The sequence below is a fragment of the Acidovorax kalamii genome (assembly GCF_002245625.1).
Taxonomy (GTDB): domain Bacteria; phylum Pseudomonadota; class Gammaproteobacteria; order Burkholderiales; family Burkholderiaceae_C; genus Acidovorax; species Acidovorax kalamii.
In genome coordinates this window covers 439233-461337 of the sequence record NZ_NOIG01000004.1, presented here as the reverse complement: position 1 = coordinate 461337, position 22105 = coordinate 439233, and the positions used below count along the sequence as shown (strand labels likewise).

The following is a 22105-nucleotide window of genomic DNA, read 5'->3' as shown; positions in this document are numbered from 1 at the left end:
CATGAGTGATCAATGCGACAAATTCTGTGGCCCGGGGGCCTCCACCGGTTGCGCTAACTTTTCATATCGATATGCGGCGCGCGCTCCGTGCATGAGCACGGGCCCCGCCAGAGCCACCCTCGAACTGGTTTTGCCAGGCCACGGGTGGCCCCCTCGGGAGAGGGCGCCGAGGGCGGCTCAGGGCGGGTTTAGAACCTCGTCATGGTGCAGCTGTGCGGCTGCTGCGCCTTGGCAGCAGGGATCTGCCGCACCACGCGGAAGCCGTAGCCCGAGCCTTCCACGTCGAACTTCACGCCCGGCGCACCCTTCTTGTCCATCACGCCCACCACCAGCGCCTGCTGGAACTGGTGGTCTGCCGCGCGCATGGTGCCGCCCTGGCCGGAGAGCTGCACATTGGCGCTCTCCATTTGCCGGGCGATGGCGACGGTGTCGGTGCTGCCCGCGCGCTCGATGGACTGGGCCAGCGCCTCGATCATGAGCTGCATGCGCATGTGCACGTAGTCGTCCTGCGGCTTGGGGAAGCGGGTGCGGAAGGACTGGTAGAACGCCTCGCTCTGCGCGCCCGGCACATTGGGCAGCCAGTCGGCCACGGCCACCACCTTGCCGATGCCGGCGTCGCCGATGGCAGCGGGCGCTCCGAGTGCATTGCCGTAGAAGGTGTAGAAGCTGCCTTCGTAGCCCACCTCGCGCGCCGCCTTCACCAGCAAGGTCAGGTCATTGCCCCAGTTGCCGGTGACCACAGCCTGCGCGCCGCTGGTCTTGATCTTCACGGCGTAGGGCGCGAAGTCCTTGATACGGCCGATGGGGTGCAGCTCTTCGCCCACCACGGCCACGTCGGGGCGCTGCGCGGCCAGCTGCTTCTTGGCTTCGCGCAGCACGGCCTGGCCAAAGCTGTAGTCTTGGCCAATGAGGTACACGCTCTTGAGGCTTTTGTCCTCGCGCATCACATCCATCAGCGCGGCCATGCGCATGTCGGCATGGGCGTCGAAGCGGAAGTGCCAGAAGCTGCATTTTTCGTTGGTGAGGATGGGGTCCACCGCCGAGTAATTGAGGAACAGCACGCGCTTGTTCGGCTCGCGCTCGTTGTGCTTGTTGATGGCCTCGATCAGCACCGCCGCCGTGGCCGAGGAATTACCCTGCAGGATGATCTGTGCGCCATCGTCGATGGCAGCGCGCAAGGCCGACAGCGCCTCTTCGTTCTGGCCCTTGCTGTCGTAGCGCTCCAAGGCCAGCGGGCGGGGGCCGCCGCTGCTGGCGGGCAGCTGCACGCCACCGCGCGCATTCACGCGCTCCATGGCCCAGTACACATTGCGGTACACCGCTTCGCCGGTGTTGGAGAACGCACCCGACAGGCTTTCGATGAGTGCCACCTTGACGGGCTTGGCCTGGGCCGCAGCAGCGGCTGGCGCCGGGGCCTGCGCCCAGCTGGCGGACACGGGGGCCATGGCGCCCGCCAACGCCACCGCAGCGGCCCAAACGGTGTGACGTAATGCTGCTGCGCCCGATTTCAAGCCCACGGCTTGCAATTTATTCATGCCACTTTTTCCCTTGAAAAGCGACGCGGGCGTACACAACTCCTTGGCATGCGGCGACCACGTCGAGAGCCGCGCAGTTTATAGGAGTTACCCATGATCTTCGCCCCTGTGATCCGCCGCGCCGCCTACGCCCAGGCCCCCCGCTCCGCCGACCTCGCGCTGCAGCGTTTTCTGATGGGCGCGCTGGCAGAGCCCACCGCAGCCCGCTCTGCTGGCTGCACCGTGACGCAGGACGACAAGGCCACCACGCTGCAGTTGGATGTGCCGGGCCTGGCCCGTGAGCAGCTGCAAATCAGCATTGAAGGCAATGTGGTGCGTCTGCAGAGCGTGGAAGGCGCCCCGCGCCAGGTGCAGCGCGCCTGGGAGCTGGCGGCCGACATTGATGCAGCCAACAGCAGCGCCAAGCTGGAAAACGGCGTGTTGACGCTGACCCTGGCCAAGGTGGAACCCGCCAGCAAGGCCACCACGCTCACCATCCACTAAACACTACCGAATTGATAGCTATAAGTGCCCGCACCGCAGGCTGTACGGGCACTTTTTATTGAAAAACCGGATCGTTGTGCATGCACCCGCTGCTCACTCATGCCGCAGCGCATCGATGGGGTCCATGCGCGCCGCACGCCGCGCCGGGAAGTAGCCAAACACCACACCGATCCCGGCCGAGAACAAAAACGACAGCAGGTTCACGCCGGGGTTGAAGAGGTAGGGCACACCCATCAGCCCTGACAGCGCGAGCGACGCGCCCGTGGCCAGCACGATGCCGATGAGACCGCCTAAAGCGGCCAACACCACCGCCTCGATCAGGAACTGCAGCAGCACCTCGCGCTCCAGCGCGCCGATGGCCAGGCGCAGGCCGATCTCGCGCGTGCGTTCGGTCACGCTCACCAGCATGATGTTCATGATGCCGATGCCGCCCACCAGCAGACTCACGGCCGCCACGGCGCCCAGCAGCGTGGTCAGCACCTTGGTGGTGCCCGAGAGCGTGTCAGCCAGCTGCTTGGTGTCGAGCACGTTGAAGTTGTCTTCGTCCGAATCCGACAGCTTGCGCAGCTCGCGCAGCAGTTGCGTGAGGCTGGCCTTCACCCGCTCGGGGTCGCTGCCGTCCTTCATCGACACCAGCAGCGTGTTCACCCGCGTGTTGCCCGTCACGCGGCGCTGCAGCGTGCGCAGCGGCACCAGCACGGTGTCGTCCTGGTCGTTGCCAAAGGCGCCCTGCCCTTTGGACTCCAGCACGCCCACCACTTCGCACGAAAACGCCTTCACGCGCAGCTGGCCGCCCACGGCATCGGCTGTGCCAAACAGCTCGCGCCGCACGGTTTCGCCAATCAGGCACACGGCGGCACCGGCACGCAGTTCAGCGTCGCTGAAGACACGGCCATTTCGCACCGTCCAGTTGCCGGTCTCCAGCCAGGCGTTGGTGCTGCCGATCACGCTGGTCGTCCAGTTGCGCCCGCCCACCACGGCGGTGGCGGCGGCGCGCGCCTCGGGTGCCACGGCCAAGATGCCGCCGATCTGCTGCGCGATCATGTCGGCATCGGTGTCCTTGAAGGCCGGGGCGCCCGTGCCGCCGCCGGGCCCCATGCGTTGGCCGGGGCGCACCTGCAGCAGGTTGGTGCCCAGGCCCGAGATCTGGTTCTGGATGGCCAGCGTGGCGCCATTGCCCAGCGTGACCATGGTGATCACCGCGCTCACGCCGATCACGATGCCCAGGATGGTGAGGAACGAGCGCATGAGATTGCGCCGGATGGAGCGCAGCGCCAGCAGCAGGGTGTTGAGCAACATTAGTGGTCTCCCGCATCCGAACCGGCCACCGCCAGCTGGGCCGATGCCGCATCAGCGTCCAGGCCCTTGGGGTGTGGGTTAGCCGCATCGCGGTCCACCACGCCATCCACAAACCGCACGATGCGCCGCGCGTACTGCGCCATGTCGGGCTCGTGCGTGACCATCAGCACGGTAATCCCGTGGTCGGCATTCAGGCGCCAGAGCAGTTCCATGATCTCGTAGCTGCGCTGGGTGTCGAGGTTGCCGGTGGGCTCGTCGGCCAGCAGCACATCGGGCTCGGTGACGATGGCGCGCGCAATCGCGACGCGCTGCTGCTGCCCGCCCGACAACTCGGCGGGTGTGTGGTGTTCCCAGCCCTTGAGGCCCACCGCTTCCAGCGCACGCGCGGCCGCTGCGTGGCGCGCGGTGGCCGACTCGCCCCGGTACAGCAGGGGCAGCTCCACGTTCTCTTGCGCCGAGGTGCGCGCCAGCAGGTTGAAGCCCTGGAACACAAAGCCAAAGTAGCGCCGCCGCAGCCGCGCCCGCTCGTCGCGCGAGAGCGACTCCACATGCACGCCCTTGAACAGGTATTCGCCCGTGGTGGGCCGGTCCAGGCAGCCCAGCGTGTTCATGGCCGTGGACTTGCCCGAGCCGCTGGGGCCCATGATGGCCACAAAGTCGCCCTGCGCGATGTCCAGATCTACGCCCTTGAGCGCCTGAAAGGCCAGCGCCCCTTCGCCATAGACCTTGGTCACGCCGCGCAGGCGGATGAGTGGGATGTCGCCCGCCACGCTCATGGCTTGGCCCCTGCCGCGCGCTGGTCGGTGATCACGGCCATGCCGGGGGTGAGGCCGTCGCCAGTGACTTCGGTGTGACGGCCATCGCTGATTCCGACCTGCACGTCGATGGGCTTGGCAGCCCCGTCCTGCAGCACCCACACCTGACGCGTCTTGCCCGCGCCGTCGCCTGGATCGCCCCCCGCCCCCGGTTTGCGTGGGCCCGAGCCAGACCGTGGCATGCGCGGCATGAGCTGCGACATGATGCCGCCACCACTGCCGCTGCCCGACGCACCAGGCTTGGAGCCCCCCGCCCCCGGTTTCGCATCGGCCCCTGCGGCCTGCGCGGGCGTGAAGCGCAGCGCCGTGTTGGGCACCAGCAGCACGTCCTTGCGTTCAGTGGAAGTGATGGTGGCCGCCGCCGTCATGCCGGGGCGCAGGCTCATGTCGCTGTTGTTCACCTCCAGCCAGGTGATGTAGGTGACCACGTTGTCCGTCTTGGTAGAGCCAAACGACACGCGCGTGACCTGGGCCGGGTAGCGGTGCGAGGGGTAGGCGCTGACCGTGAAGCTCGCGTCCTGACCCACCTTGACCGAGCCCACATCGGCTTCGTCCACGCTCACATCCAGCCGCAGCTGCGTGAGGTCTTCGGCCACGGTGAACAGCGTCACTGCCTGCAGTGATGCAGCTACCGCGTTGCCGGGCTCCACCGTGCGGGTCAGCACCACACCGTCGATGGGCGAGCGGATGGAGGCCTTGGACAGGTTGGTCTCGTCGGTGGACAGCGCAGCGCGTGCGTCTTCCACCGTGGCGCGGGCGCTGGTTTCATCGGCGCGGGCGCGGTCCAGCGTCGCGCGGCCTGCGTCCAGCTCGGAGGCCGAGGGCACTTTGCCGCCGGAAAGGCGCGCCACGTCCTCCAGCCGGCCCAGGTTGGCAATGGCCTCCTTGGTGGTGGCCACAGCCTGGGCCAAGCGGGCCTGCGCGGACGCCAGCGAGGCGCGCGAGCGCAGCACCTGCGATTCGAGCTTGGCGGTATCCAGCTCTACCAGCAGCTGCCCTTTCTTGACCTTGTCGTTCACATCCACCAGCACATTCCGCACCGTGCCTGACAACTCGCTGCCAATGGTGACCGAGCGCGTGGGCTGCAGCGTGCCGTTGGCCGACACGGTGAGTGTGAGATTGCCCCGGCGCAGCTCTTCGGTGACATAGGTGGGTGCAGTGCTGGCACTCTGGCGCGACTGCCAGGCATACAAGCCGCCGCCCAGCACCACGAGCGCGGCCACCCCCAGCCACATGGTGGTGCGCTGCCACCAGCGGCGGGGCCGGTCAGCCCCCAGCAAGGCGCTCAGGTCGGAGGGGGCGGCTTTGGCGGGTGCAGAAGAAGCGGAAGTGTCGGTAATTGGCATGGGACGTGAATCAGAAAAATGGGGGCTGGCAGGCAATGAGGTGGGCGTGTGGAAGGGCCTGTCAGCTGTTCATTCGGCTACCGCCCAGCCGCCGCCCATCGCCTTGTAGAGGCGCACATGGTCTGCCGCGACGGCAGCGGTGGTGGTGGCCACACTCTCTTGCGTGGACAGCAGCGTGCGCTGCGTCTCCAGCACCGCCTGAAAGTCGATGAGCCCGCTGCTGTAGCGCTGCTGCGCCAGCAGGGCGGCGTTGCGGGCAGCGTCTGCGGCGGCCGTGAGGCGCTCCAACTTTTCGCGGTCGCCACGCAGGGCCACCAGCGCGTTCTCCACATCCTGCAGCGCCGTGAGCACGGTGGCTTCGTAGGCTACGCGGGCCTGCTCCAGCGCGGCAGACTGCACACGCACCTGCGCGCGGGCCGCGCCGCCATCCAGCAGCGGGATGGACACGCTGCCCAGCAAGGCACTGGTCACGGCACTGCCACCCGACAAGGCGCCCAGCGTGAGGGCGCGCAAGCCCAGCGAGCCACCGAGGGAGAAGCTGGGGTAGCGCGCCGCATCGGCCTGCGACACGCGCGCCAGGGCGGCGGCAATGCGCTGCTCGGCCGCACGCACATCGGGGCGTTGGCGCAAGGTCTCGGCCGGGATTGCCAGGGCCAGCTCTGCGGTCGGCTGAGGCACGGCGGCATTGGCGGCCAGGGTAGCGTCGAGCGCGCCGGGCACCTGGCCGGTCAGCACGGCCAGGCTGTAGCGCGACTGCGCCAGGCTGGCTTCCAGGCTGGGAATCTGCGCGGCGGTCTGCTCGGCCGCTGCACGGGCCTGCTCGGTGACGAGCGAGGTGGTGAGCCCGGCCTGCAGGCGCCACTGGGTGATCTGCAAGGTCTCCTGCTGGCTGGCCAGGTTGCTGCGCGCAATGGCCAGGCGCTGCTGCAGCCCGCGCATCTCGATGTAGTTGACGGCCACCTCGGCCGCCAGCGACACCTGCACGTCGGCCAGGCTGGCCTCGGCCGCGCGGGCGTCAGCCTCGCTGGCGCTCACGCCGCTACGCAGGCGGCCAAATACATCGGGCTCCCAGCTCGCATCAAAACCGGCCTGGAAGGTGTTGCCCGTGCTGTTGCTGGCCCGGCTGCGCTGCGCCGAGGCCGAGGCACCCACGCTGGGCAGTAGACCAGCGGACTGCACATCCACCTGGGCACGCGCTTGCCGCAACGCGGACTGGGCAGTGCGCACGCTGGTGTTGGCGCGCACGGCTTGCTCGACCAGCGTGGTGAGCACAGCATCGTCAAACCGCCGCCACCACTGGGCCAGCGATGTGGCTGCCGCGCCTTGCGCAGTGCCGCCGCCCCCTGCGGACCAGGCCGCCGGTACGGCCACCTCGGGCAAGGTACCTTCTGTTGGTGCAAGGCTTGCGCACCCCGTGACGGCCAGCACACACCAGATCAGCGCCGCACGCCTCCAGGGCACAGCGCGCAGGGTGGGCATTGCGCGGGCGGTGGGTGCGCTTTTTGAGGCCAGGGGGAAACAACGCATGGGCAATCGCTACACAAGGGAAAACCCCATTGTGGGCAGCGATTGCGGTCACCAGGTACCCACTGGGTCAAGCCCAGGTAAAGAATTGATGCAAAGCCGGTGCTGGACTGGTGCCTGACGCGGCACTGCATGCCGGGCGGCCCAGCACAGCGAACCGACAGGCTGGCAGGGAAGTCAGTGGGCGTGCAGCAACTCGCCCCGCAGCAGCACGACCGGCGCAAACGCCCGGGCCCGGTACTCGCTGGGGCTGCAGCCCACATGCGCGCGGAACGCCCGGCTGAAATGCGCGCTGTTGCTGAAGCCCCAGGACAGCGCAATGTCGGTGACCGAGCGCTGCGCATGCGCCGGATGGCGCAGGTCACGCAGACAGGCCTCCAGGCGGCGGCGCTGGATCATGGCGGCCAGGGTTTCCTCGTCGTCGGCCACAGCGTTGTACAGGTGCCGCTTGCTGCAGTTGAGCGCCTGGGCCATGCGGTCGATGGTGAGGTCGGGGTCGCCCAGGTGGCGGTCGATGTACTGGCTGATGCGATCGCGCAGCGCCTCGCGCTGCGACAGCAGGCTTTGCTGGCCGTTGCGCTCCAGCAGCGACAGCTGCACCAGGTGCGTGATCACATCGGCCACGCCATCGGCGGCGGCATCCGACATGGTGGGCAGCTCGGCAAACGCGGCGCGCATGGTGTCCCACGCCAAGCGCGACACGCCCGTGGTGCCCGAGAACCGCTGCACCATCAGGTCATCCAGCTTGAGCTTGCGCTCGGGCAGTTGCTCCTTGGGGATCATCAGCACCATCTGCCGCACGGCGTCAGGGTTGCTCACGGCATAGGCGCGTGTGGTGTCGTACACGCTCCACTCGCCAGGTGACAGCCACACCTGGCGCCCGTTTTGTTCAAAGCAGGCCCGCCCTTCGAGCTGCGCCACCACCTTGATGTAGGCCCGGTCGCTGCCCCGGATGAGGCTGGGGGTACGCACCACGCGGTGGCGGCTCACGTCCAGCTGGCACAGGTTCACATAGCCCGCCTGGCCCGAGGTGATGTGGCCTGCAAAGGCATCGTCACCAAACGCGTCGGACTCCAGCCCGCCAATGAGGCGCCACACGGCATCGCCCCACAGGTGCAGGCGGTCGCGCGCAGGCACGGCGTCGGTGGATACCTCGGTCAGGGGGTGGGCCATGGTGTCTCCAGTGCGGGTTGCGCAAGCCTGATGGTTATGCGGCTGAATTATCGGACGCCCAGGTACCCCGTGCCACCGAGGGAAATCCGGGTAAACCCGCTGCCGTCTGCACGCTGAGGCAAGCGTTTTGTGCACGCTGAGCGCAGCGCGCAGGGGCGGGTCTCCCTACGATTCCCGGCACGGCGTGCACCACGCAGGCCCCATCCGAGGAGACACACAATGACAGCACACCAACCCTCCAAGCGCCAGTGGATCAAAGGGGCCGCCGCCACGGTCGGCACCCTGGCAGTGGCCCCCCAGCTGTGGGCCCAGGGCAGCAGCGCAGCCCCCGTTCGCATCGGCTACGCCATTGCCCGCACGGGCCCCTGGGCGGCCGGTGCCCAGGTGAGCCAGGAGCCCAACTACCTGCTGTGGGCCGAGCAAGTCAACGCAGCAGGCGGCCTGAGCGTGAAGGGCACCAAGCGCCCCATCGAACTCATCGGCTACGACGACCGCAGCGAGACCGAGACCTGCGTGCGCACCTACGAAAAGCTCATGGGCAGCGACAAAGTGGACCTGATCCTGCCACCCTGGGGTTCGGGTGCCAACTTCGCCATCGCGCCGCTGGCCAACCGCTTTGGCTACCCGCTGCTGGCACCCACGGCGCTGTCGCGCAAGCTGATCGACATGAACCTGCCCTACTTCTTCTCGCTGCTGCAGCAGCCTGACAAGATGATGGGCGCGCTGGTGGACATGCTGGTGGCCAACAACGTCAAGACCATTGCCATCGTCTACATGGACGACCTGTTTGGCCTGGAGAACTTCGCCGCGCTGAACAATGCGCTCAAGAAGACCAGCATCCAGGTGGTGGAGCGCAAGAGCTACCCGCTGGGCGTGAAGGACCTGGCCCCCGTGCTGCGCGGCATCAAGGACCTGAACCCCGACGCGTTCATCGGCATCACCTACCCGCCCGACACCATCCTGGCCAGCCGCCAGGCGCGCGAGGTGGGGCTGAACCCCAAGTTCTTCTACGCCTCGGTGGGCACGGCCTTCCAGCTCTACAAGAACGTGATGGCCGCCAACACCGAGGGCGTGATTGGCATGGGATCTTGGAGCGTGAAGACAAGCCCCGAGGCCAAGGCGTACTTCGACGCCCACGTGAAGAAGTTCAACAAGGAGCCCGACCGCTGGGCCAGCGGCCATGCCTGGGCGGGCCTGCAGATCCTGCAGCAGGCGGTGGAAAAGGCGGGCCTGGACCGCAAGGCGCTGCGCGAGCACATCGCCAAGAATGAGTTCCAGACCATCCTGGGCGGCATCCGCTTTACGGGCAGCGAGAACGCCTCCATCCCCGGCACCGTGAGCCAGTGGCAGGGCAGCGACTTTGAAGTCGTGTGGCCCAAGGACCGCGCCACCGCACAGTTGAACACTAACAAACCTGCGTGGAAGTAACACTGTGTCTTTGACTTCCTGGGCCGAACTGGTCGCCAGTGGCCTCATTACCGGCGGCATCTACGCGCTGGTGGCCATGGGCCTGAATCTGCAGTACGGGCTGATGCGCATCATGAACATCTCGCATGGCGAGTTTCTGATGCTCGGCGCCTTCCTGACCTGGTGGGCGCACACGGCCACGGGCATCTCGCCACTGCTGCTCATGCCACTGGCCTTCATCGCATTGTTTGTGCTGGGGGTGGTGGTGCACGCGCTGTGCTTCAAGCGCCTGGCGGCGCGCGCGCCCAACGTGGACGTGTTCGAGGCCCGCAGCCTGATGGTGGGCTTTGGCCTCATGTTCCTGGTGCAGAACACCGCCCTGCTGATCTGGGGCGGCGATCTGCGCGGCTATGAGTACCTGGCCGACCCGGTGCAGATCGCGGGCATGCGCTTCACCGAGAACAAGCTGGTGCTGTTCGGCGTTGCGCTGGCGTTGTCGGCGGGGCTGATCGCGCTGCTCAAGCTCACGCTGCTGGGCAAGGCCGTGCGGGCGCTGATGCAGTCGCCCACGGGCGCGCAGCTGGTGGGCATCAACACGCGGCGGCTGCACCCGATGATGTTCGGCATTGGCCTGGGCCTCTCGGGCGTGGCGGGGGCGTTGCTGTCGATGACGTATGAGATTTCGCCGTCGATGGGCGAGCCCTACACCGTCACCGCGCTGATCGTCATCACGCTGGGCGGCTTCGGCAGCCTGGCGGGCAGTCTGGCCGGTGGCTTGCTGCTCGGCGTGGTCGAGGCGCTGGGCATGCACTTCAGCAGCCCGTCTCTCAAGATGCTGCTGAGCTATGCAGTGTTCATCGGCGTGCTGATCTGGCGCCCCAACGGTTTGTTTAGCAAGAAATGAAATTCCTCCCTTCCAACAAGCCCTGGCTTGCGCTCGCAGTGGGCGTGGCCGTGGTCGCCACCCTGCCCTGGCTGGTGTCCGAGTTCGTGGCCTCGGTGCTGCTCAGCTGCCTGATGTACATCGCGCTGGCCACCAGCTGGTCGTTGTTCTGCGGTGCCACGCGCTACCTCTCGCTGGCTACCTCGGCCTTCTTTGGTATCGGCGCCTACACCAGCGCCACCCTGCTGGCAGTGTTGCCCTGGCCCCTGGTCATCCTGGCCGGCGCTCTGATCGCCACCGTGGTGGCCGTGGTGATGGGTGCGGCCGTGCTGCACCTGCGCGGCACCTACTTTGCGGTGCTCACTTTCGGCATGACCGAGCTGATCCGCCACGCGGTGACTTTTGTGGAAAAGCAGGTGTCCGGCACCGTGGGCCGCGTGCTCACGGTGGTGCCCAGCAACGAGACGGTGTACCTGACGGTGCTGGTGATTGCGGCAGGTGCCATCGCCACCGCCATTGCCATCCAGCGCAGCCGGTTTGGCCTCGCACTGGCAGGGATCGGCGCCGACGAGCAGCGCGCCCAGACGCTGGGCGTGGACACGCGCCTGGCCAAGATCGCGGGCTTTGGCATCACCGCCGCCTTTGCGGGCGCCGTGGGCGCGGCCATGGCCGTGCGCTGGACGTACATCGAGCCCGCAGCGGTTTTCAGCCCCTTCATCGGCTTCCAGACTGTGCTGATCGCGCTGATCGGCGGCGCGACCAGCCTGGGCGGCCCCATCCTGGCGGCCATCGTGTTCAGCCTGCTGGCCGAAACGCTGCGCCTGCAGCTGCCCTACGGCTACATGATGGTGCTGGGCCTGCTGCTGATTTTGTGCGTGATGTACCTGCCCAATGGCCTGGCCACCCTGTGGCAACGGCGCAAACCTGCGGTGGAGGCACACCATGGCTGAAGCCCTGTTGACCATCGACGCCGTGACCGTGCGCTTTGGCGGCCTGACTGCCGTGGACGGCGTGAGCGCCACGCTGCACACGGGTGAGCTCATCGGCATCATCGGCCCCAACGGTGCGGGCAAGACCACATTCTTCAACGCCATCTCGGGCGTGCAGCCGCCCACATCGGGCACGTTGCACAGTAGCACCGACAACCTCACCGGCAAGGGCCCGCACCACTACGCCGCCCACGGCATTGCGCGCACCTTCCAGACGCCGCGCGTGTTCCCCGACATGACGGTGCGCGACAACGTGCGCTTTGGCATGCAGTTCGCAGGCCGCCACCGCCAGGGGCCCGAGGGCCTGCGCAGCGAAGGCGAAATCCTGGCCATGCTGGGCCTGGCCCATCTGGCCGACCGCCCGGCTGCGGACGTGACGCCTTCGCAGCAGCGCCTGCTGGAGATCGGCATGGCCCTGGGCACACGCCCGCGCCTGCTGCTGCTCGACGAGGTGGCCGCCGGACTGACCGAGGCCGAGGTGGACGCCATGGCCCAGCGCATCCGCCGCCTGCGCGACGACTGGGGCCTGACGGTGGTGTGGATCGAGCATGCGGTGGCCACGCTGCTCAAGTATGTGGAGCGCGTGCTGGTGCTGCACCAGGGCCGCAAGATTGCCGACGGTACGCCCGCCGAGGTGGTGCGCGACCCGCATGTGATCGAGGCCTATCTGGGTGACGAAATGGCAGCCAACAGCGAAGGAGCCACGGCATGAGCGGCGCACACCTCACCGTACAGAACCTGAGCACGGGCTACCACGGCTTTCAGGTGCTGCAAGACCTGTCGTTGCAGGCCGCGCCCGGAATCACCGTCATCGTCGGCCCCAACGGTGCAGGCAAGACCACGCTGCTCAAGGCGCTGGCCGGGCTGCTGCCGCGCACGGGCACCGTGGCGCTGGACGGCAGCGACCTGCCTGCCATGAACGCCACCGCCTGCGTGCAGCGCGGCCTGGCCCTGGTGGCCGAGGGCCGCCAGCTGTTCCCGCAGATGACGGTGACCGAGAACCTGGAACTGGGCGGCTGGCTGGTGCCATCACGCACCCGCGCCGACCGGCTGGCCCAGGCCTTCGAAGACTTTCCCCGCCTCAAGGAACGGACCACGCAGCTCGCCGGCACCATGAGCGGCGGCGAGCAGCAGATGGTGGCCGTGGCCCGCGCCATGATGAGCGGCCCGCGCCTGCTGATGCTGGACGAGCCCTCGCTGGGTCTGGCTCCGCGCATGGTCGATGAGCTGCTGGCCATCGTGCAGCGCATTGCGGCACAGGGCGTGACGGTGCTGATGGTCGAACAGAACGTGCGCAAGGCGCTGCAGATCGCGCAGCGCGGCTATGTGCTGGAGCGCGGGCGCATCGTGGCGTCTGGCGCGGCCGCTGACCTGCTGCAGTCCGATGTAGTGCGACAGGCCTACCTCGGCGTCGCCTGAAGTCTATGCAGCACCCCCTGAGTCGCTTCGCGCCTTCCCCCTCTCCTTCGGGAGGGGAACGCCCCCAGCGCGGCGGGGCGGCCCTTGCGCGGGGGCACTGGCCTCGGCACCGCCGGTTTCGCGGACCATAGGTCATTGCGAAAACCGTGCGGCGCTATCGCATCCCATCATTTCGATTGCTTTTATTTTCTTTTTTGCCCTCCAGGAGATTGATTCCATGACTGCCATTTCCATGCTGATCAACGGCGAGCGCGTGCAGGCCACTGGCGGTGCCACGTTTGAGCGCCGCAACCCGCTCGACGGATCGGTCGCCACCACGGCCCCCGCTGCCAGCGTGGCCGATGCCAAGGCCGCCGCCGACGCAGCCGCCAAGGCCTTCCCGGCCTGGTCGGCCCTGGGGCCCAACGCGCGCCGCGCGCTGCTGCTCAAGGCCGCACACGCGCTGGAGGCCCGCACGGCCGACTTTGCCGTGGCCATGGCGGCAGAGACCGGCGCGTCGGGCATGTGGGCGGGCTTCAACGTGCACCTGGCCGCTGGCCTGCTGCAAGAGGCCGCCGCGCTCACCACGCAGATTGCAGGCGAGGTGATCCCGTCCGACGTGCCAGGCAGCCTGGCCATGGGTGTGCGCCAGGCGGCGGGCGTGGTGCTGGGCATTGCACCGTGGAACGCCCCCGTCATCCTCGGCGTGCGCGCCATCGCCACGCCATTGGCCTGCGGCAACACGGTGATCCTGAAGGGGTCGGAGCTGTGCCCCGCCACCCATGGCCTCATCATCGAAGCGCTGCAGGAGGCCGGTTTGCCTGCCGGTGTGGTGAACTTTGTGACCAACGCCCCGGCCGACGCCGGTGCCGTGGTCGAGGCCATCGTGGCCCACCCGGCGGTGCGCCGCATCAACTTCACCGGCTCCACCAAGGTGGGCCGCATCATTGCGCAGACCTGCGCCAAGTACCTCAAGCCCGTGGTGCTGGAGCTGGGCGGCAAGGCCCCGCTGCTGGTGCTGGACGACGCAGACATCGACGCCGCTGTGGCAGGCACCGTGTTTGGCGCGTTCGCCAACTCGGGCCAGATCTGCATGTCCACCGAACGCATCATCGTGGACAACGCCGTGGCAGACGAATTTGTGGCCAAGCTGGGCGAGCGCGCCAAGGCCCTGCCCCTGGGCGACCCACGCAAGGGCCCAGTGGTGCTCGGCTCGGTGGTGGACATGACCACGGTGCAGCGCTGCAACGCCCTGATCGACGACGCACTGGCCAAGGGCGCCAAGCTGGTGTGTGGCGGCAAGAGCGACAGCACGCTGATGCAGGCCACGGTGCTCGACCACGTGACGTCCGCGATGGACATCTACCGCGAAGAATCGTTCGGCCCCGTCAAACCCGTGGTGCGCGTGAATGGTGTCGAGGAAGCCATTGCCTGCGCCAACGACAACGAGTTCGGCCTGTCCTCCGCTGTGTTCAGCCGCGACGTGGCCAAGGCCTGGAACGTGGCCGCGCGCATCGAGTCGGGCATCTGCCATGTGAACGGCCCCACGGTGCATGACGAAGGCCAGATGCCTTTTGGCGGCGTGAAAAGTTCGGGCTATGGCCGCTTTGGCGGCATGGCGGGGGTGCGTGAATTCACCGAACTGCGCTGGATCACGGTGCAGACCACACCCCGCCACTACCCTTTTTGAATATCAAAAAAGATAGCTACTACCGCTTGCTGGACGGGCGGTGGCGGCCTTTTCTATTCAAAAATCAAACCGTGATCGCATCCAGCGGCCAGCGCGGTTTCACGTCAAACGCATAGTCGCTGTTGGCCTGCTGCTGCCCCGCCTGCAGCCGCATGGCGGCGGCCATGGCGATCATGGCGCCGTTGTCGGTGCACAGATGCAGCTCGGGGTAATGCACACGCACCTTGGCAGCGGCGCAGGCGGCGTTGAGCTGGGCGCGCAGGTGCCGGTTGGCTCCTACGCCACCGGCCACGACCACACGCTTCAGGCCGGTCTGCTTGAGCGCGGCCAGTGTCTTTTTGACCAGCACCTCGACAATCGCGGCCTCGGTACTGGCGGCCAGGTCGGCCTTGCGCGCTTCCAGTTCGTCGCCCAGCTTCTTTGCCTGCGTGAGCACGGCCGTCTTGAGCCCGGCAAACGAAAAATCCAGGTCACCGCTGTGCAGCAAAGGCCGTGGCAGCTTGAAGGCCGCGGCATCGCCCTGCTCAGCCAAGCGCGACAGCGCAGGGCCACCAGGATAGCCCAGGCCCATGAGCTTGGCGGACTTGTCGAACGCCTCGCCCGCCGCATCATCGATCGTCTCGCCCAGGATCTCATAGCGGCCCACCCCATCCACACGCATCAGCTGGGTGTGGCCGCCCGAGACGAGCAGGGCCACAAAGGGGAACTCGGGCGGATCGGCGCTCAGGAAGGGTGACAGCAAATGCCCCTCCAGGTGGTGCACGCCCAGCACCGGCTTGTTCAGCGCAGCACCCAGCGCGCAAGCCACGCCCGCCCCCACCAGCAGCGCACCCGCCAGGCCCGGCCCGCGCGTGTAGGCCACCACGTCCACGTCCGCCAGCGTCTGGCCGGACTCAGCCAAAACCTGCGTGGCCAGCGGCAGCACCCGGCGGATATGGTCGCGGCTGGCCAGCTCGGGCACCACGCCGCCATAGGCCTGGTGCATCTCGATCTGGCTGTGCAGGGCATGGGACAACAAGGTGGGGATGGCGGCATCGCCCGTAGAACGGACCAATGCCACGCCCGTTTCGTCGCAGGAAGATTCGATACCGAGGATCAGCAAACTCATGCCCCGAGTGTAAAACCCAGCCCCCTGCCAAGCCGGATGGAAAAACCCCTGCGGGCAGTTACCAGCAGGGGTTGCGCGGATGAAGGGGGCCAGACGACCCGGCGGCTTGCCTACCAGCGGTCCGACCGCATGCGCAGCTCCCAGCTGCCCGCCCGCAGTTCATACACGCCCACAGCGCCGTAGCGCTGCTCGCCCTTGTCGTCCCAGGTCATGGTGCCGATCACGGGCGCGTAGCCGTTGATGCTGTGCATGGCCTTGGTGATGTCCTTGGGGGCGGCCGACTTGGCCTTCTGGATAGCAGCCGAGAGGACGTAGGTGCTGTCGTAGCTGTAGTGGCCGCCGTAGGCCGGGGGCTTCTTGTAGGCGGCGATGTATTTCTCCAGGAAGGGCTTGCCGGTGGCGAACTCCTTGGCCTCCAGCACGGGCGAGGTGGCGTAGATGCCCTGTACGATGCCCGCGCCCTTGGTCATGTCGGTGGTCTTGATGGTGTCGCCACCGAGCAGGCTGACCTTGGTGTGGTCCACCTTGCGCAGGGCTTCGAGCAGGGCCAGGGCCTGAAAGTCGTTCAGCGTGGAGACAATCACCTCCACCTTGGCGGCCTTGAGTTCGCCGGCCAGCTCGTCAAACGCCACGGTCTTGTCATCGAACGACTTGCGCACCACCACTTCTTTCTTCTCGGCCTTGAGCTGCTCGGCAGCGCCGTCGGCCAGGCCCTTGCCGTAGGGGGTGCCGTCGTCCAGCGCGGCATAACGTGCAGCGCCCAGCTGCGTGGCGGCAAACGAGCCGATGGCGCGGGCCTGCAGGGTGTCGTTGGCCACCATGCGGAAAGTGGTGGGGAACCCGAGCTGTGTGAACTTGGGGTTGGTGGAGATGGCGATCTGCGCGATGTCCTTGGCCGCGTAGATGGGCGCGGTCTCGATGCTCACGCCCGAGTTCAGGTGCCCGATCACGGCCACCACGCCCGCATCCACCAGTTGCTGGGCCACGGCCTTGCCGGTGGCGGCGTCGGCCTTGTCGTCCACCGACACCACCTCCAGCGTCACGCGCTTGCCATCCACCGTGTAGCCGGACTTGTTGAGTTCGTCCACCGCCAGGGTCACGCCGTTGAGCAGGTCCTGCCCCAGGGCGCCCAGCGGGCCAGAGAGGGGCTGCGCCACACCAATTTTGATGGTGTCCGGCACCTTGCCGCATCCGGTCAGGAGTGCGGCAGTCGCCACTGCGGTCAGGGCCAGGCTGGCCGAGAAGCGGCGCCGGTTGAAGTGCTTGTTCATGCAAAAAACTCCATATCTGAATGTCGAAGTGACCGGATGTATATGCGAGGCCACCCGGAGGCGCTATCGGGTATGCCCTCCCGCAGCGTCCTTTATTAGCAACTTTCAGGCCCCGCAAGGGAGTGCCGCCGCTGTGCGGGGGCCGGTCACAGCCCACCCGCCCAGCCCAAGCCGCCCCACGCACCGCTTCGGCGCACCAAATTGCGGCGTGAAAATTGCTTATGCTCGGGTCTATGAATGAGGCCTTGCGCATCGTGGTGGTCGCCCCGGATCTGGCGATCGCCGACCCACACGACGAACACGCCGTCCTGCAGGCGGAGCGGTCGCGTGCGCTGCGCATCGGGTTGCTGGAGAACAACTTCAACCTGGTGGCCACGCTGCCCGCCGATGTGTTTCTGAGCGAGCGCATCGCCCAGCTGCAGCCCGACCTGATCATCGTGGACGCCGAAAGCGAGGCGCGCGACGCACTCGAACATGTGGTGATGGCCACGCGCGACGAGCGCCGCCCCATCGTGATGTTCACCAACGACGAGGACACCTCGCACGTGAAGGACGCGGTGGCGGCGGGTGTGTCGGCCTACATCGTGGCGGGCCTGGCGCCGCAGCGCATCCGCCCCATTCTGGACGTGGCCATGGCGCGCTTCCAGCACGAGCAGGCCCTGCGCGCCGAGCTGGCCGACGCCAAGACCGAACTCAAAGACCGCAAGACCATCGACCGCGCCAAGGGCCTGCTGATGCAGCGCCAGGGCCTGACCGAACAGGCTGCCTACGAGAAGCTGCGCAAGACGGCGATGGACAAAGGCCTCAAGCTGGCAGATGTGGCGCAGCGCATGCTCGATGTGATGGATCTGCTGGGATAAACAAGTGACTTCCCCCTGAGCGGCTGCGCCGCTTCCCCCTTCTCTCGAATGTCTACGCCATTCGGGAAGGGGGACGCAGCCCTCGCTGCGGGGCGGCCCTTGCTCGGCTGCCCTGGCCTCGGCCGCGCCCAGATCCACCAGCTTCTCCCAGATGGTGCGCCGCACAAATGCAGTGCAGCCCGGCCCACATGCACCAGCCTTGGCCATTTCAAGCAAAAAAGGCCGTTTCCGCCTGCCCATCTTGCCTAAGCAGCTATCAAAAGCATAGTAATGGCAGCGCCAGACTGGCGCAACACAGGCTGGCACGCTGCTTGCATTAACCCTGGCAAGACCAAAGAAGGTCCCACCCTGACAGCACCGGCCCAATGGCGGGCCAGTGCTGACACAAAGCCCCCCAATGGGCTTTGCCATGGACAAAGGCGTCCCTCTCCGAGCCCGTTTGCGCATGCAACCCGGCCAGGGGAGGACGCCTTTTTTGTTTTCTAACGCACCGAGGAACCGCCCCATGACCGATCTGTTGAAAACCAGCCTCAACCGCCGCACCGTGCTGCAGGCCGCTACCGTGGGCGCCGTGGGCGTGAGCCCCGCCCTGCGCGCCCTGGTGCACGCCCAGGGCTCGGACGCCCCCGAGAAGAAGGAAGTGAAGATCGGCTTCATCCCGCTGACCGACTGCGCCAGCGTGGTGATGGCCTCGGTGCTGGGCATCGACAAGAAGTACGGCGTGACCATCATCCCCACCAAGGAAGCATCGTGGGCCGGTGTGCGCGACAAGCTGGTGAATGGCGAACTCGACTTTGCCCACGTTCTGTATGGCCTGGTCTACGGCGTGCACCTGGGCCTGGCGGGCCCCAAGAAGGACATGGCCGTGCTGATGAATCTGAACCACAACGGCCAGGCCATCACGCTGTCCAAGAAGCTGGCCGAAAAAGGCGCCGTCAACGGCGCTGGCCTGGCCAAGCTCATGGCCAGCGAGAAGCGCGAATACACCTTCGCCCAGACATTCCCCACCGGCACGCACGCCATGTGGCTGTACTACTGGCTGGCCGCACATGGCATCAACCCCATGAAGGACGCCAAAGTCATCACCGTGCCGCCACCCCAGATGGTGGCCAACATGCGCGTGGGCAACATGGACGGTTTCTGCGTGGGCGAGCCCTGGAACCACCGCGCCATCATGGACGGCATCGGCATCACCGCCACCACCACGCAGGACATCTGGAAGGACCACCCCGAAAAGGTGCTGGGCACCACGTCCGAATTCGTGCAGAAGTACCCCAACACGGCCCGCGCCGTGACGGCCGCCATCCTCGAGGCCAGCAAGTGGATCGACGATGGCCTGGCCAACAAGAACAAGATGGCCGAGACCATTGCCGGCAAGGCCTACGTGAACACGGGTGTCGATGCCATCAACCAGCGCATCCTGGGCCGCTATCAAGACGGCATGGGTAAGACCTGGGACGACCCCAACCACATGAAGTTCTTCAACGAAGGCACGGTGAACTTCCCGTACCTCACGGACGGCATGTGGTTCCTCACCCAGCACAAGCGCTGGGGCTTGGTGAAGGACCACCCCGACTACCTGAATGTGGCCAAGGCCGTGAACCGCATCGACGTCTACAAGCAGGCCGCCACTGCATCGAAGACACCGCTGCCCAAGAGCGACATGCGCAGCCACAAACTGGTGGACGGTGTGGTGTGGGACGGCAAGGACCCCGCCAAGTACGCCGACAGCTTCAAGATCAAAGCCTGATCGGGCACCCCACCCTGACCCGACCTGCACACCCGGCCTCTTCACAGGATTCACAGGAGAAACACCATGGTCAGTGCCGTTTTTCACTCACCCCTGGATGCCGCCCCCGCCGGGGCGGTACAGAATGCTATGAATAATGTAGCTGCAAACGCTTTACCAACAGGCGCAAGAGCCCAAAAAACCTTGAATCCTGCGCCAGCACCCAAGGCCACGACTGCACCTGCCGCCCCTGCAGCACGGGACTGGGCAGCACTCTCACGCAGCTTCTGGCTGGCCGTGCTGCCGCCGCTGTGTGGCCTGGGCCTGCTCATCGGCCTATGGGCGGTGGTCTCCACCACCACGGGCGGCAGCATCCCCAGCCCCAAAGACACCTGGCAACAGGCGCTGGAAGTGTTCAGCAACCCCTTCTACCGCAACGGCCCCAACGACCAGGGCGTGGGCTGGAACGTGCTGATGAGCCTGCAGCGCGTGGCCATCGGCTTTGGCATGGCGGCGCTGGTGGGCATCCCCGCAGGCTTCGTGATCGGGCGCTTCCACTTTCTGTCGCGCATGTTCAACCCACTCATCAGCCTGCTGCGCCCGGTGTCGCCGCTGGCCTGGCTGCCGATTGGCCTCTTGGTCTTCAAGGGTGCCAACCCGGCCGCCATCTGGACCATCTTCATCTGCTCCATCTGGCCCATGATCATCAACACCGCCGTGGGCGTGCAGCGCGTGCCACAGGACTACATGAACGTGGCCCGCGTGCTGAACCTGAGCGAGTGGAAGATCGCCACCAAGATCCTCTTCCCCGCCGTGCTGCCCTACATGCTGACCGGCGTGCGCCTGGCCGTGGGCACCGCGTGGCTGGTGATCGTGGCGGCCGAGATGCTGACCGGCGGCGTGGGCATCGGCTTCTGGGTGTGGGACGAGTGGAACAACCTCAACGTCAAGAACATCATCATCGCGATCTTCGTGATCGGCATCGTCGGGCTGGTGCTGGAGTTCGCACTCATCAAGCTGGCCACCGCATTTACTTTTGAAGAGGTGAAAGCATGAACACGACCACCACGGCAGCATCCACACACCCCTCCATGAGCACCAAGTTCATCGAGATCCACGGCGTTGAACAGACCTTCAAGACCGCCAAGGGCCTGTTCCCGGCATTGCGTGACATCAACCTGACCATCGCCAAGGGCGAGTTCGTGGCGCTGATCGGCCACTCGGGCTGCGGAAAGTCCACGCTCTTGAACCTGATCGCGGGCCTCACCACCCCCACCAACGGCGCGCTGTTGTGCGCCAACAAGGAGATCAAGGGCCCAGGGCCTGAACGCGCCGTGGTGTTCCAGAACCACTCGCTGCTGCCCTGGCTCACCTGCTTCGACAACATCTATCTGGCCGTGGAGCGCGTGTTTGGCGCCAAGGAAACCAAGGCCCAGCTCAAGGCCCGCACCGACGCCGCACTGGCGCTGGTGGGCCTGACCCACGCGGGGCAAAAACGCCCCGGTGAAATCTCGGGCGGCATGAAGCAGCGCGTGGGCATCGCCCGGGCCCTGTCCATGGAACCCCAGGTGCTGCTGATGGACGAACCCTTCGGCGCCCTGGACGCCCTGACCCGCGCCAAGCTGCAGGACGAGCTGCTGGAGATCGTCGCGCGCACACAAAGCACGGTGGTCATGGTGACCCACGACGTGGATGAAGCCGTGCTGCTGTCCGACAAGATCGTGATGATGACCAACGGCCCCGCAGCCACGATTGGCGAAGTGCTGACCGTCAACCTGGCCCGCCCCCGCAAACGCGTGGAGCTGGCCGAGGACCCGCAGTACGTGCACTACCGCAAGGCAGTGATCGACTTCCTCTACACGCGCCAAGGGCACGTCGAAAAAGCCGCTTGAGACGCAGTGCTCCAGTCCCAACAACACGGCAAAACATAAGGGCTCTGACCAGATCGGTCAGAGCCCTTTTTTTCAGCGTTGCGCCAAAGGAAGCCGCCCGCAGAACGCGCACGACCCAAGTCAGTGCCCCCGCGCAAGGGCCGCCCCGCCGCGCCGGGGTGCGTCCCCCTTCCCGCGCGCAGCGCGAGAGAAGGGGGAAGGCGCGCAGCGCCTCAGGGGGTTGCCCCTTAATGCGTTCCAGTGATGTAGTGCTCCAGCTGCTCGATGATGAATTTCTGCTCGGAGATGATGTCCTTGACCAAGTCACCGATCGAGATCATGCCCACGAGCTTGCCGTTGTCCACCACGGGCAGGTGGCGCAGGCGGCCCGTGCTCATGATCTGCATGCACTGCTCGCTGGTCTGGTCGGGCCGCACAAAACGCACGGCAGAGGTCATCACATCCCGCACCTGCGTGACGGACGAGGTGCGCCCCATGAGGGCGATCTTGCGGGCGTAATCCCGCTCCGTGAAGATGCCCGCAATGGCCTCGCCCTCGGTTACCAGCAAGGCCCCGATGCCCTTGTCGGCCATGAGCTTGAGCGCATCAAACACCAGTGCCGTGGGGGCGATGGTGTGCACGGTGGTGTCCGGTTTGGACTGAAGAATCTTGGCGACGCTGGTCATGGAAACCTCCCTCGTGAGAACAGAAACAGGCCTGGGGA

The 22105-nt window shown here is 66.5% G+C and carries 20 protein-coding genes; 11 read left to right on the top strand and 9 right to left on the bottom strand.

Annotated elements, in window-relative coordinates:
• Positions 1-188 precede the first annotated feature (188 nt).
• Positions 189-1535 (bottom strand): branched-chain amino acid ABC transporter substrate-binding protein, encoded by a 1347-nt coding sequence (locus CBY09_RS05165; RefSeq protein WP_094287113.1) that lies wholly within the window; start codon positions 1533-1535, stop codon positions 189-191.
• Positions 1536-1628: 93 nt separating this feature from the next.
• Here CBY09_RS05165 and CBY09_RS05160 point away from each other — a divergent pair, with 93 nt between their 5' ends.
• Positions 1629-2018, top strand: coding sequence for an Hsp20/alpha crystallin family protein (locus CBY09_RS05160; protein ID WP_094287111.1), 390 nt, complete (start codon positions 1629-1631; stop codon positions 2016-2018).
• A gap of 93 nt (positions 2019-2111) precedes the next feature.
• Here CBY09_RS05160 and CBY09_RS05155 read toward each other — a convergent pair whose 3' ends face one another.
• The 5 genes from CBY09_RS05155 to CBY09_RS05135 all read right to left on the bottom strand — a co-directional run bounded on the left by CBY09_RS05155 (position 2112) and on the right by CBY09_RS05135 (position 8175).
• A complete protein-coding gene (locus CBY09_RS05155; RefSeq protein WP_094287110.1) occupies positions 2112-3317 on the bottom strand; it encodes an ABC transporter permease in 1206 nt (401 codons plus the stop codon).
• Complete coding sequence (locus CBY09_RS05150; protein WP_094287108.1) at positions 3317-4093, bottom strand: ABC transporter ATP-binding protein; 777 nt, start codon at positions 4091-4093, stop codon at positions 3317-3319. Before CBY09_RS05150 ends, CBY09_RS05155 begins: the two co-directional genes overlap by 1 nt.
• Positions 4090-5478, bottom strand: a complete 1389-nt coding sequence (locus CBY09_RS05145; RefSeq protein ID WP_094287106.1) for an efflux RND transporter periplasmic adaptor subunit — start codon at positions 5476-5478, stop codon at positions 4090-4092. Before CBY09_RS05145 ends, CBY09_RS05150 begins: the two co-directional genes overlap by 4 nt.
• A gap of 69 nt (positions 5479-5547) precedes the next feature.
• Positions 5548-6957 (bottom strand): efflux transporter outer membrane subunit, encoded by a 1410-nt coding sequence (locus CBY09_RS05140; RefSeq protein WP_094287104.1) that lies wholly within the window; start codon positions 6955-6957, stop codon positions 5548-5550.
• 222 nt (positions 6958-7179) lie between these two features.
• Positions 7180-8175, bottom strand: coding sequence for an AraC-like ligand-binding domain-containing protein (locus CBY09_RS05135; RefSeq protein WP_094287102.1), 996 nt, complete (start codon positions 8173-8175; stop codon positions 7180-7182).
• Positions 8176-8394: 219 nt separating this feature from the next.
• Between CBY09_RS05135 and CBY09_RS05130 the strand changes: the two genes are divergently transcribed.
• The 6 genes from CBY09_RS05130 to CBY09_RS05105 all read left to right on the top strand — a co-directional run bounded on the left by CBY09_RS05130 (position 8395) and on the right by CBY09_RS05105 (position 14542).
• Positions 8395-9603, top strand: coding sequence for an amino acid ABC transporter substrate-binding protein (locus CBY09_RS05130; protein WP_094287100.1), 1209 nt, complete (start codon positions 8395-8397; stop codon positions 9601-9603).
• Between the two features lie 4 nt (positions 9604-9607).
• Entirely contained in the window at positions 9608-10486 is an 879-nt protein-coding gene (locus CBY09_RS05125) for a branched-chain amino acid ABC transporter permease (RefSeq protein WP_094287097.1), read from the top strand.
• Positions 10483-11415 (top strand): branched-chain amino acid ABC transporter permease, encoded by a 933-nt coding sequence (locus CBY09_RS05120; RefSeq protein ID WP_094287049.1) that lies wholly within the window; start codon positions 10483-10485, stop codon positions 11413-11415. Before CBY09_RS05125 ends, CBY09_RS05120 begins: the two co-directional genes overlap by 4 nt.
• Complete coding sequence (locus tag CBY09_RS05115; protein ID WP_094287047.1) at positions 11408-12166, top strand: ABC transporter ATP-binding protein; 759 nt, start codon at positions 11408-11410, stop codon at positions 12164-12166. The genes CBY09_RS05120 and CBY09_RS05115 overlap by 8 nt, the downstream gene beginning before the upstream one ends.
• Positions 12163-12873 carry an ABC transporter ATP-binding protein gene (locus CBY09_RS05110; RefSeq protein WP_094287045.1) on the top strand — a complete coding sequence of 237 codons (711 nt, stop codon included), beginning with the start codon at positions 12163-12165 and terminating at the stop codon, positions 12871-12873. Before CBY09_RS05115 ends, CBY09_RS05110 begins: the two co-directional genes overlap by 4 nt.
• Before the next feature lie 217 nt (positions 12874-13090).
• Positions 13091-14542 (top strand): aldehyde dehydrogenase, encoded by a 1452-nt coding sequence (locus tag CBY09_RS05105; protein WP_094287043.1) that lies wholly within the window; start codon positions 13091-13093, stop codon positions 14540-14542.
• A 64-nt stretch (positions 14543-14606) separates the two neighbouring features.
• On the opposite strand, the gene tsaD is transcribed toward CBY09_RS05105, so the two are convergent.
• Both tsaD and CBY09_RS05095 read right to left on the bottom strand, forming a co-directional pair.
• Positions 14607-15650: a tRNA (adenosine(37)-N6)-threonylcarbamoyltransferase complex transferase subunit TsaD gene (gene tsaD / locus CBY09_RS05100; protein WP_094287041.1), complete on the bottom strand. Its 1044-nt coding sequence runs from the start codon at positions 15648-15650 to the stop codon at positions 14607-14609.
• A gap of 110 nt (positions 15651-15760) precedes the next feature.
• Complete coding sequence (locus CBY09_RS05095) at positions 15761-16921, bottom strand: branched-chain amino acid ABC transporter substrate-binding protein (protein WP_094287039.1); 1161 nt, start codon at positions 16919-16921, stop codon at positions 15761-15763.
• A 233-nt stretch (positions 16922-17154) separates the two neighbouring features.
• On the opposite strand from CBY09_RS05095, the gene CBY09_RS05090 reads away from it, so the two are divergent.
• The 4 genes from CBY09_RS05090 (at position 17155) to CBY09_RS05075 (ending at position 21402) form a co-directional block, all read left to right on the top strand.
• On the top strand, positions 17155-17781 hold the full coding sequence (locus CBY09_RS05090; protein WP_094287037.1) for an ANTAR domain-containing response regulator: 627 nt from the start codon (positions 17155-17157) through the stop codon (positions 17779-17781).
• 505 nt (positions 17782-18286) lie between these two features.
• The gene (locus CBY09_RS05085) at positions 18287-19531 is read left to right on the top strand and encodes a CmpA/NrtA family ABC transporter substrate-binding protein (RefSeq protein ID WP_094287035.1); all 1245 of its coding nucleotides are present in this window, start codon (positions 18287-18289) and stop codon (positions 19529-19531) included.
• Positions 19532-19597: 66 nt separating this feature from the next.
• Positions 19598-20566 (top strand): nitrate ABC transporter permease, encoded by a 969-nt coding sequence (gene ntrB, locus CBY09_RS05080; RefSeq protein ID WP_094287033.1) that lies wholly within the window; start codon positions 19598-19600, stop codon positions 20564-20566.
• Positions 20563-21402: an ABC transporter ATP-binding protein gene (locus CBY09_RS05075; protein WP_094287031.1), complete on the top strand. Its 840-nt coding sequence runs from the start codon at positions 20563-20565 to the stop codon at positions 21400-21402. Before ntrB ends, CBY09_RS05075 begins: the two co-directional genes overlap by 4 nt.
• 227 nt (positions 21403-21629) lie before the next feature.
• On the opposite strand, the gene CBY09_RS05070 is transcribed toward CBY09_RS05075, so the two are convergent.
• The gene (locus CBY09_RS05070) at positions 21630-22067 is read right to left on the bottom strand and encodes a CBS domain-containing protein (protein WP_063462898.1); all 438 of its coding nucleotides are present in this window, start codon (positions 22065-22067) and stop codon (positions 21630-21632) included.
• Between the last annotated feature and the right edge of the window lie 38 nt (positions 22068-22105).

What these genes read in the sequence shown, in the direction of transcription:
- CBY09_RS05165 (WP_094287113.1), bottom strand. Translation starts at nt 1,535, where the DNA reads ATGAATAAATTGCAAGCCGTGGGCTTGAAATCGGGCGCAGCAGCATTA.
- CBY09_RS05160 (WP_094287111.1), top strand. Translation starts at nt 1,629, where the DNA reads ATGATCTTCGCCCCTGTGATCCGCCGCGCCGCCTACGCCCAGGCCCCC.
- CBY09_RS05155 (WP_094287110.1), bottom strand. Translation starts at nt 3,317, where the DNA reads ATGTTGCTCAACACCCTGCTGCTGGCGCTGCGCTCCATCCGGCGCAAT.
- CBY09_RS05150 (WP_094287108.1), bottom strand. Translation starts at nt 4,093, where the DNA reads ATGAGCGTGGCGGGCGACATCCCACTCATCCGCCTGCGCGGCGTGACC.
- CBY09_RS05145 (WP_094287106.1), bottom strand. Translation starts at nt 5,478, where the DNA reads ATGCCAATTACCGACACTTCCGCTTCTTCTGCACCCGCCAAAGCCGCC.
- CBY09_RS05140 (WP_094287104.1), bottom strand. Translation starts at nt 6,957, where the DNA reads ATGCCCACCCTGCGCGCTGTGCCCTGGAGGCGTGCGGCGCTGATCTGG.
- CBY09_RS05135 (WP_094287102.1), bottom strand. Translation starts at nt 8,175, where the DNA reads ATGGCCCACCCCCTGACCGAGGTATCCACCGACGCCGTGCCTGCGCGC.
- CBY09_RS05130 (WP_094287100.1), top strand. Translation starts at nt 8,395, where the DNA reads ATGACAGCACACCAACCCTCCAAGCGCCAGTGGATCAAAGGGGCCGCC.
- CBY09_RS05120 (WP_094287049.1), top strand. Translation starts at nt 10,483, where the DNA reads ATGAAATTCCTCCCTTCCAACAAGCCCTGGCTTGCGCTCGCAGTGGGC.
- CBY09_RS05115 (WP_094287047.1), top strand. Translation starts at nt 11,408, where the DNA reads ATGGCTGAAGCCCTGTTGACCATCGACGCCGTGACCGTGCGCTTTGGC.
- CBY09_RS05110 (WP_094287045.1), top strand. Translation starts at nt 12,163, where the DNA reads ATGAGCGGCGCACACCTCACCGTACAGAACCTGAGCACGGGCTACCAC.
- CBY09_RS05105 (WP_094287043.1), top strand. Translation starts at nt 13,091, where the DNA reads ATGACTGCCATTTCCATGCTGATCAACGGCGAGCGCGTGCAGGCCACT.
- tsaD (WP_094287041.1), bottom strand. Translation starts at nt 15,650, where the DNA reads ATGAGTTTGCTGATCCTCGGTATCGAATCTTCCTGCGACGAAACGGGC.
- CBY09_RS05095 (WP_094287039.1), bottom strand. Translation starts at nt 16,921, where the DNA reads ATGAACAAGCACTTCAACCGGCGCCGCTTCTCGGCCAGCCTGGCCCTG.
- CBY09_RS05090 (WP_094287037.1), top strand. Translation starts at nt 17,155, where the DNA reads ATGAATGAGGCCTTGCGCATCGTGGTGGTCGCCCCGGATCTGGCGATC.
- CBY09_RS05085 (WP_094287035.1), top strand. Translation starts at nt 18,287, where the DNA reads ATGACCGATCTGTTGAAAACCAGCCTCAACCGCCGCACCGTGCTGCAG.
- ntrB (WP_094287033.1), top strand. Translation starts at nt 19,598, where the DNA reads ATGGTCAGTGCCGTTTTTCACTCACCCCTGGATGCCGCCCCCGCCGGG.
- CBY09_RS05075 (WP_094287031.1), top strand. Translation starts at nt 20,563, where the DNA reads ATGAACACGACCACCACGGCAGCATCCACACACCCCTCCATGAGCACC.
- CBY09_RS05070 (WP_063462898.1), bottom strand. Translation starts at nt 22,067, where the DNA reads ATGACCAGCGTCGCCAAGATTCTTCAGTCCAAACCGGACACCACCGTG.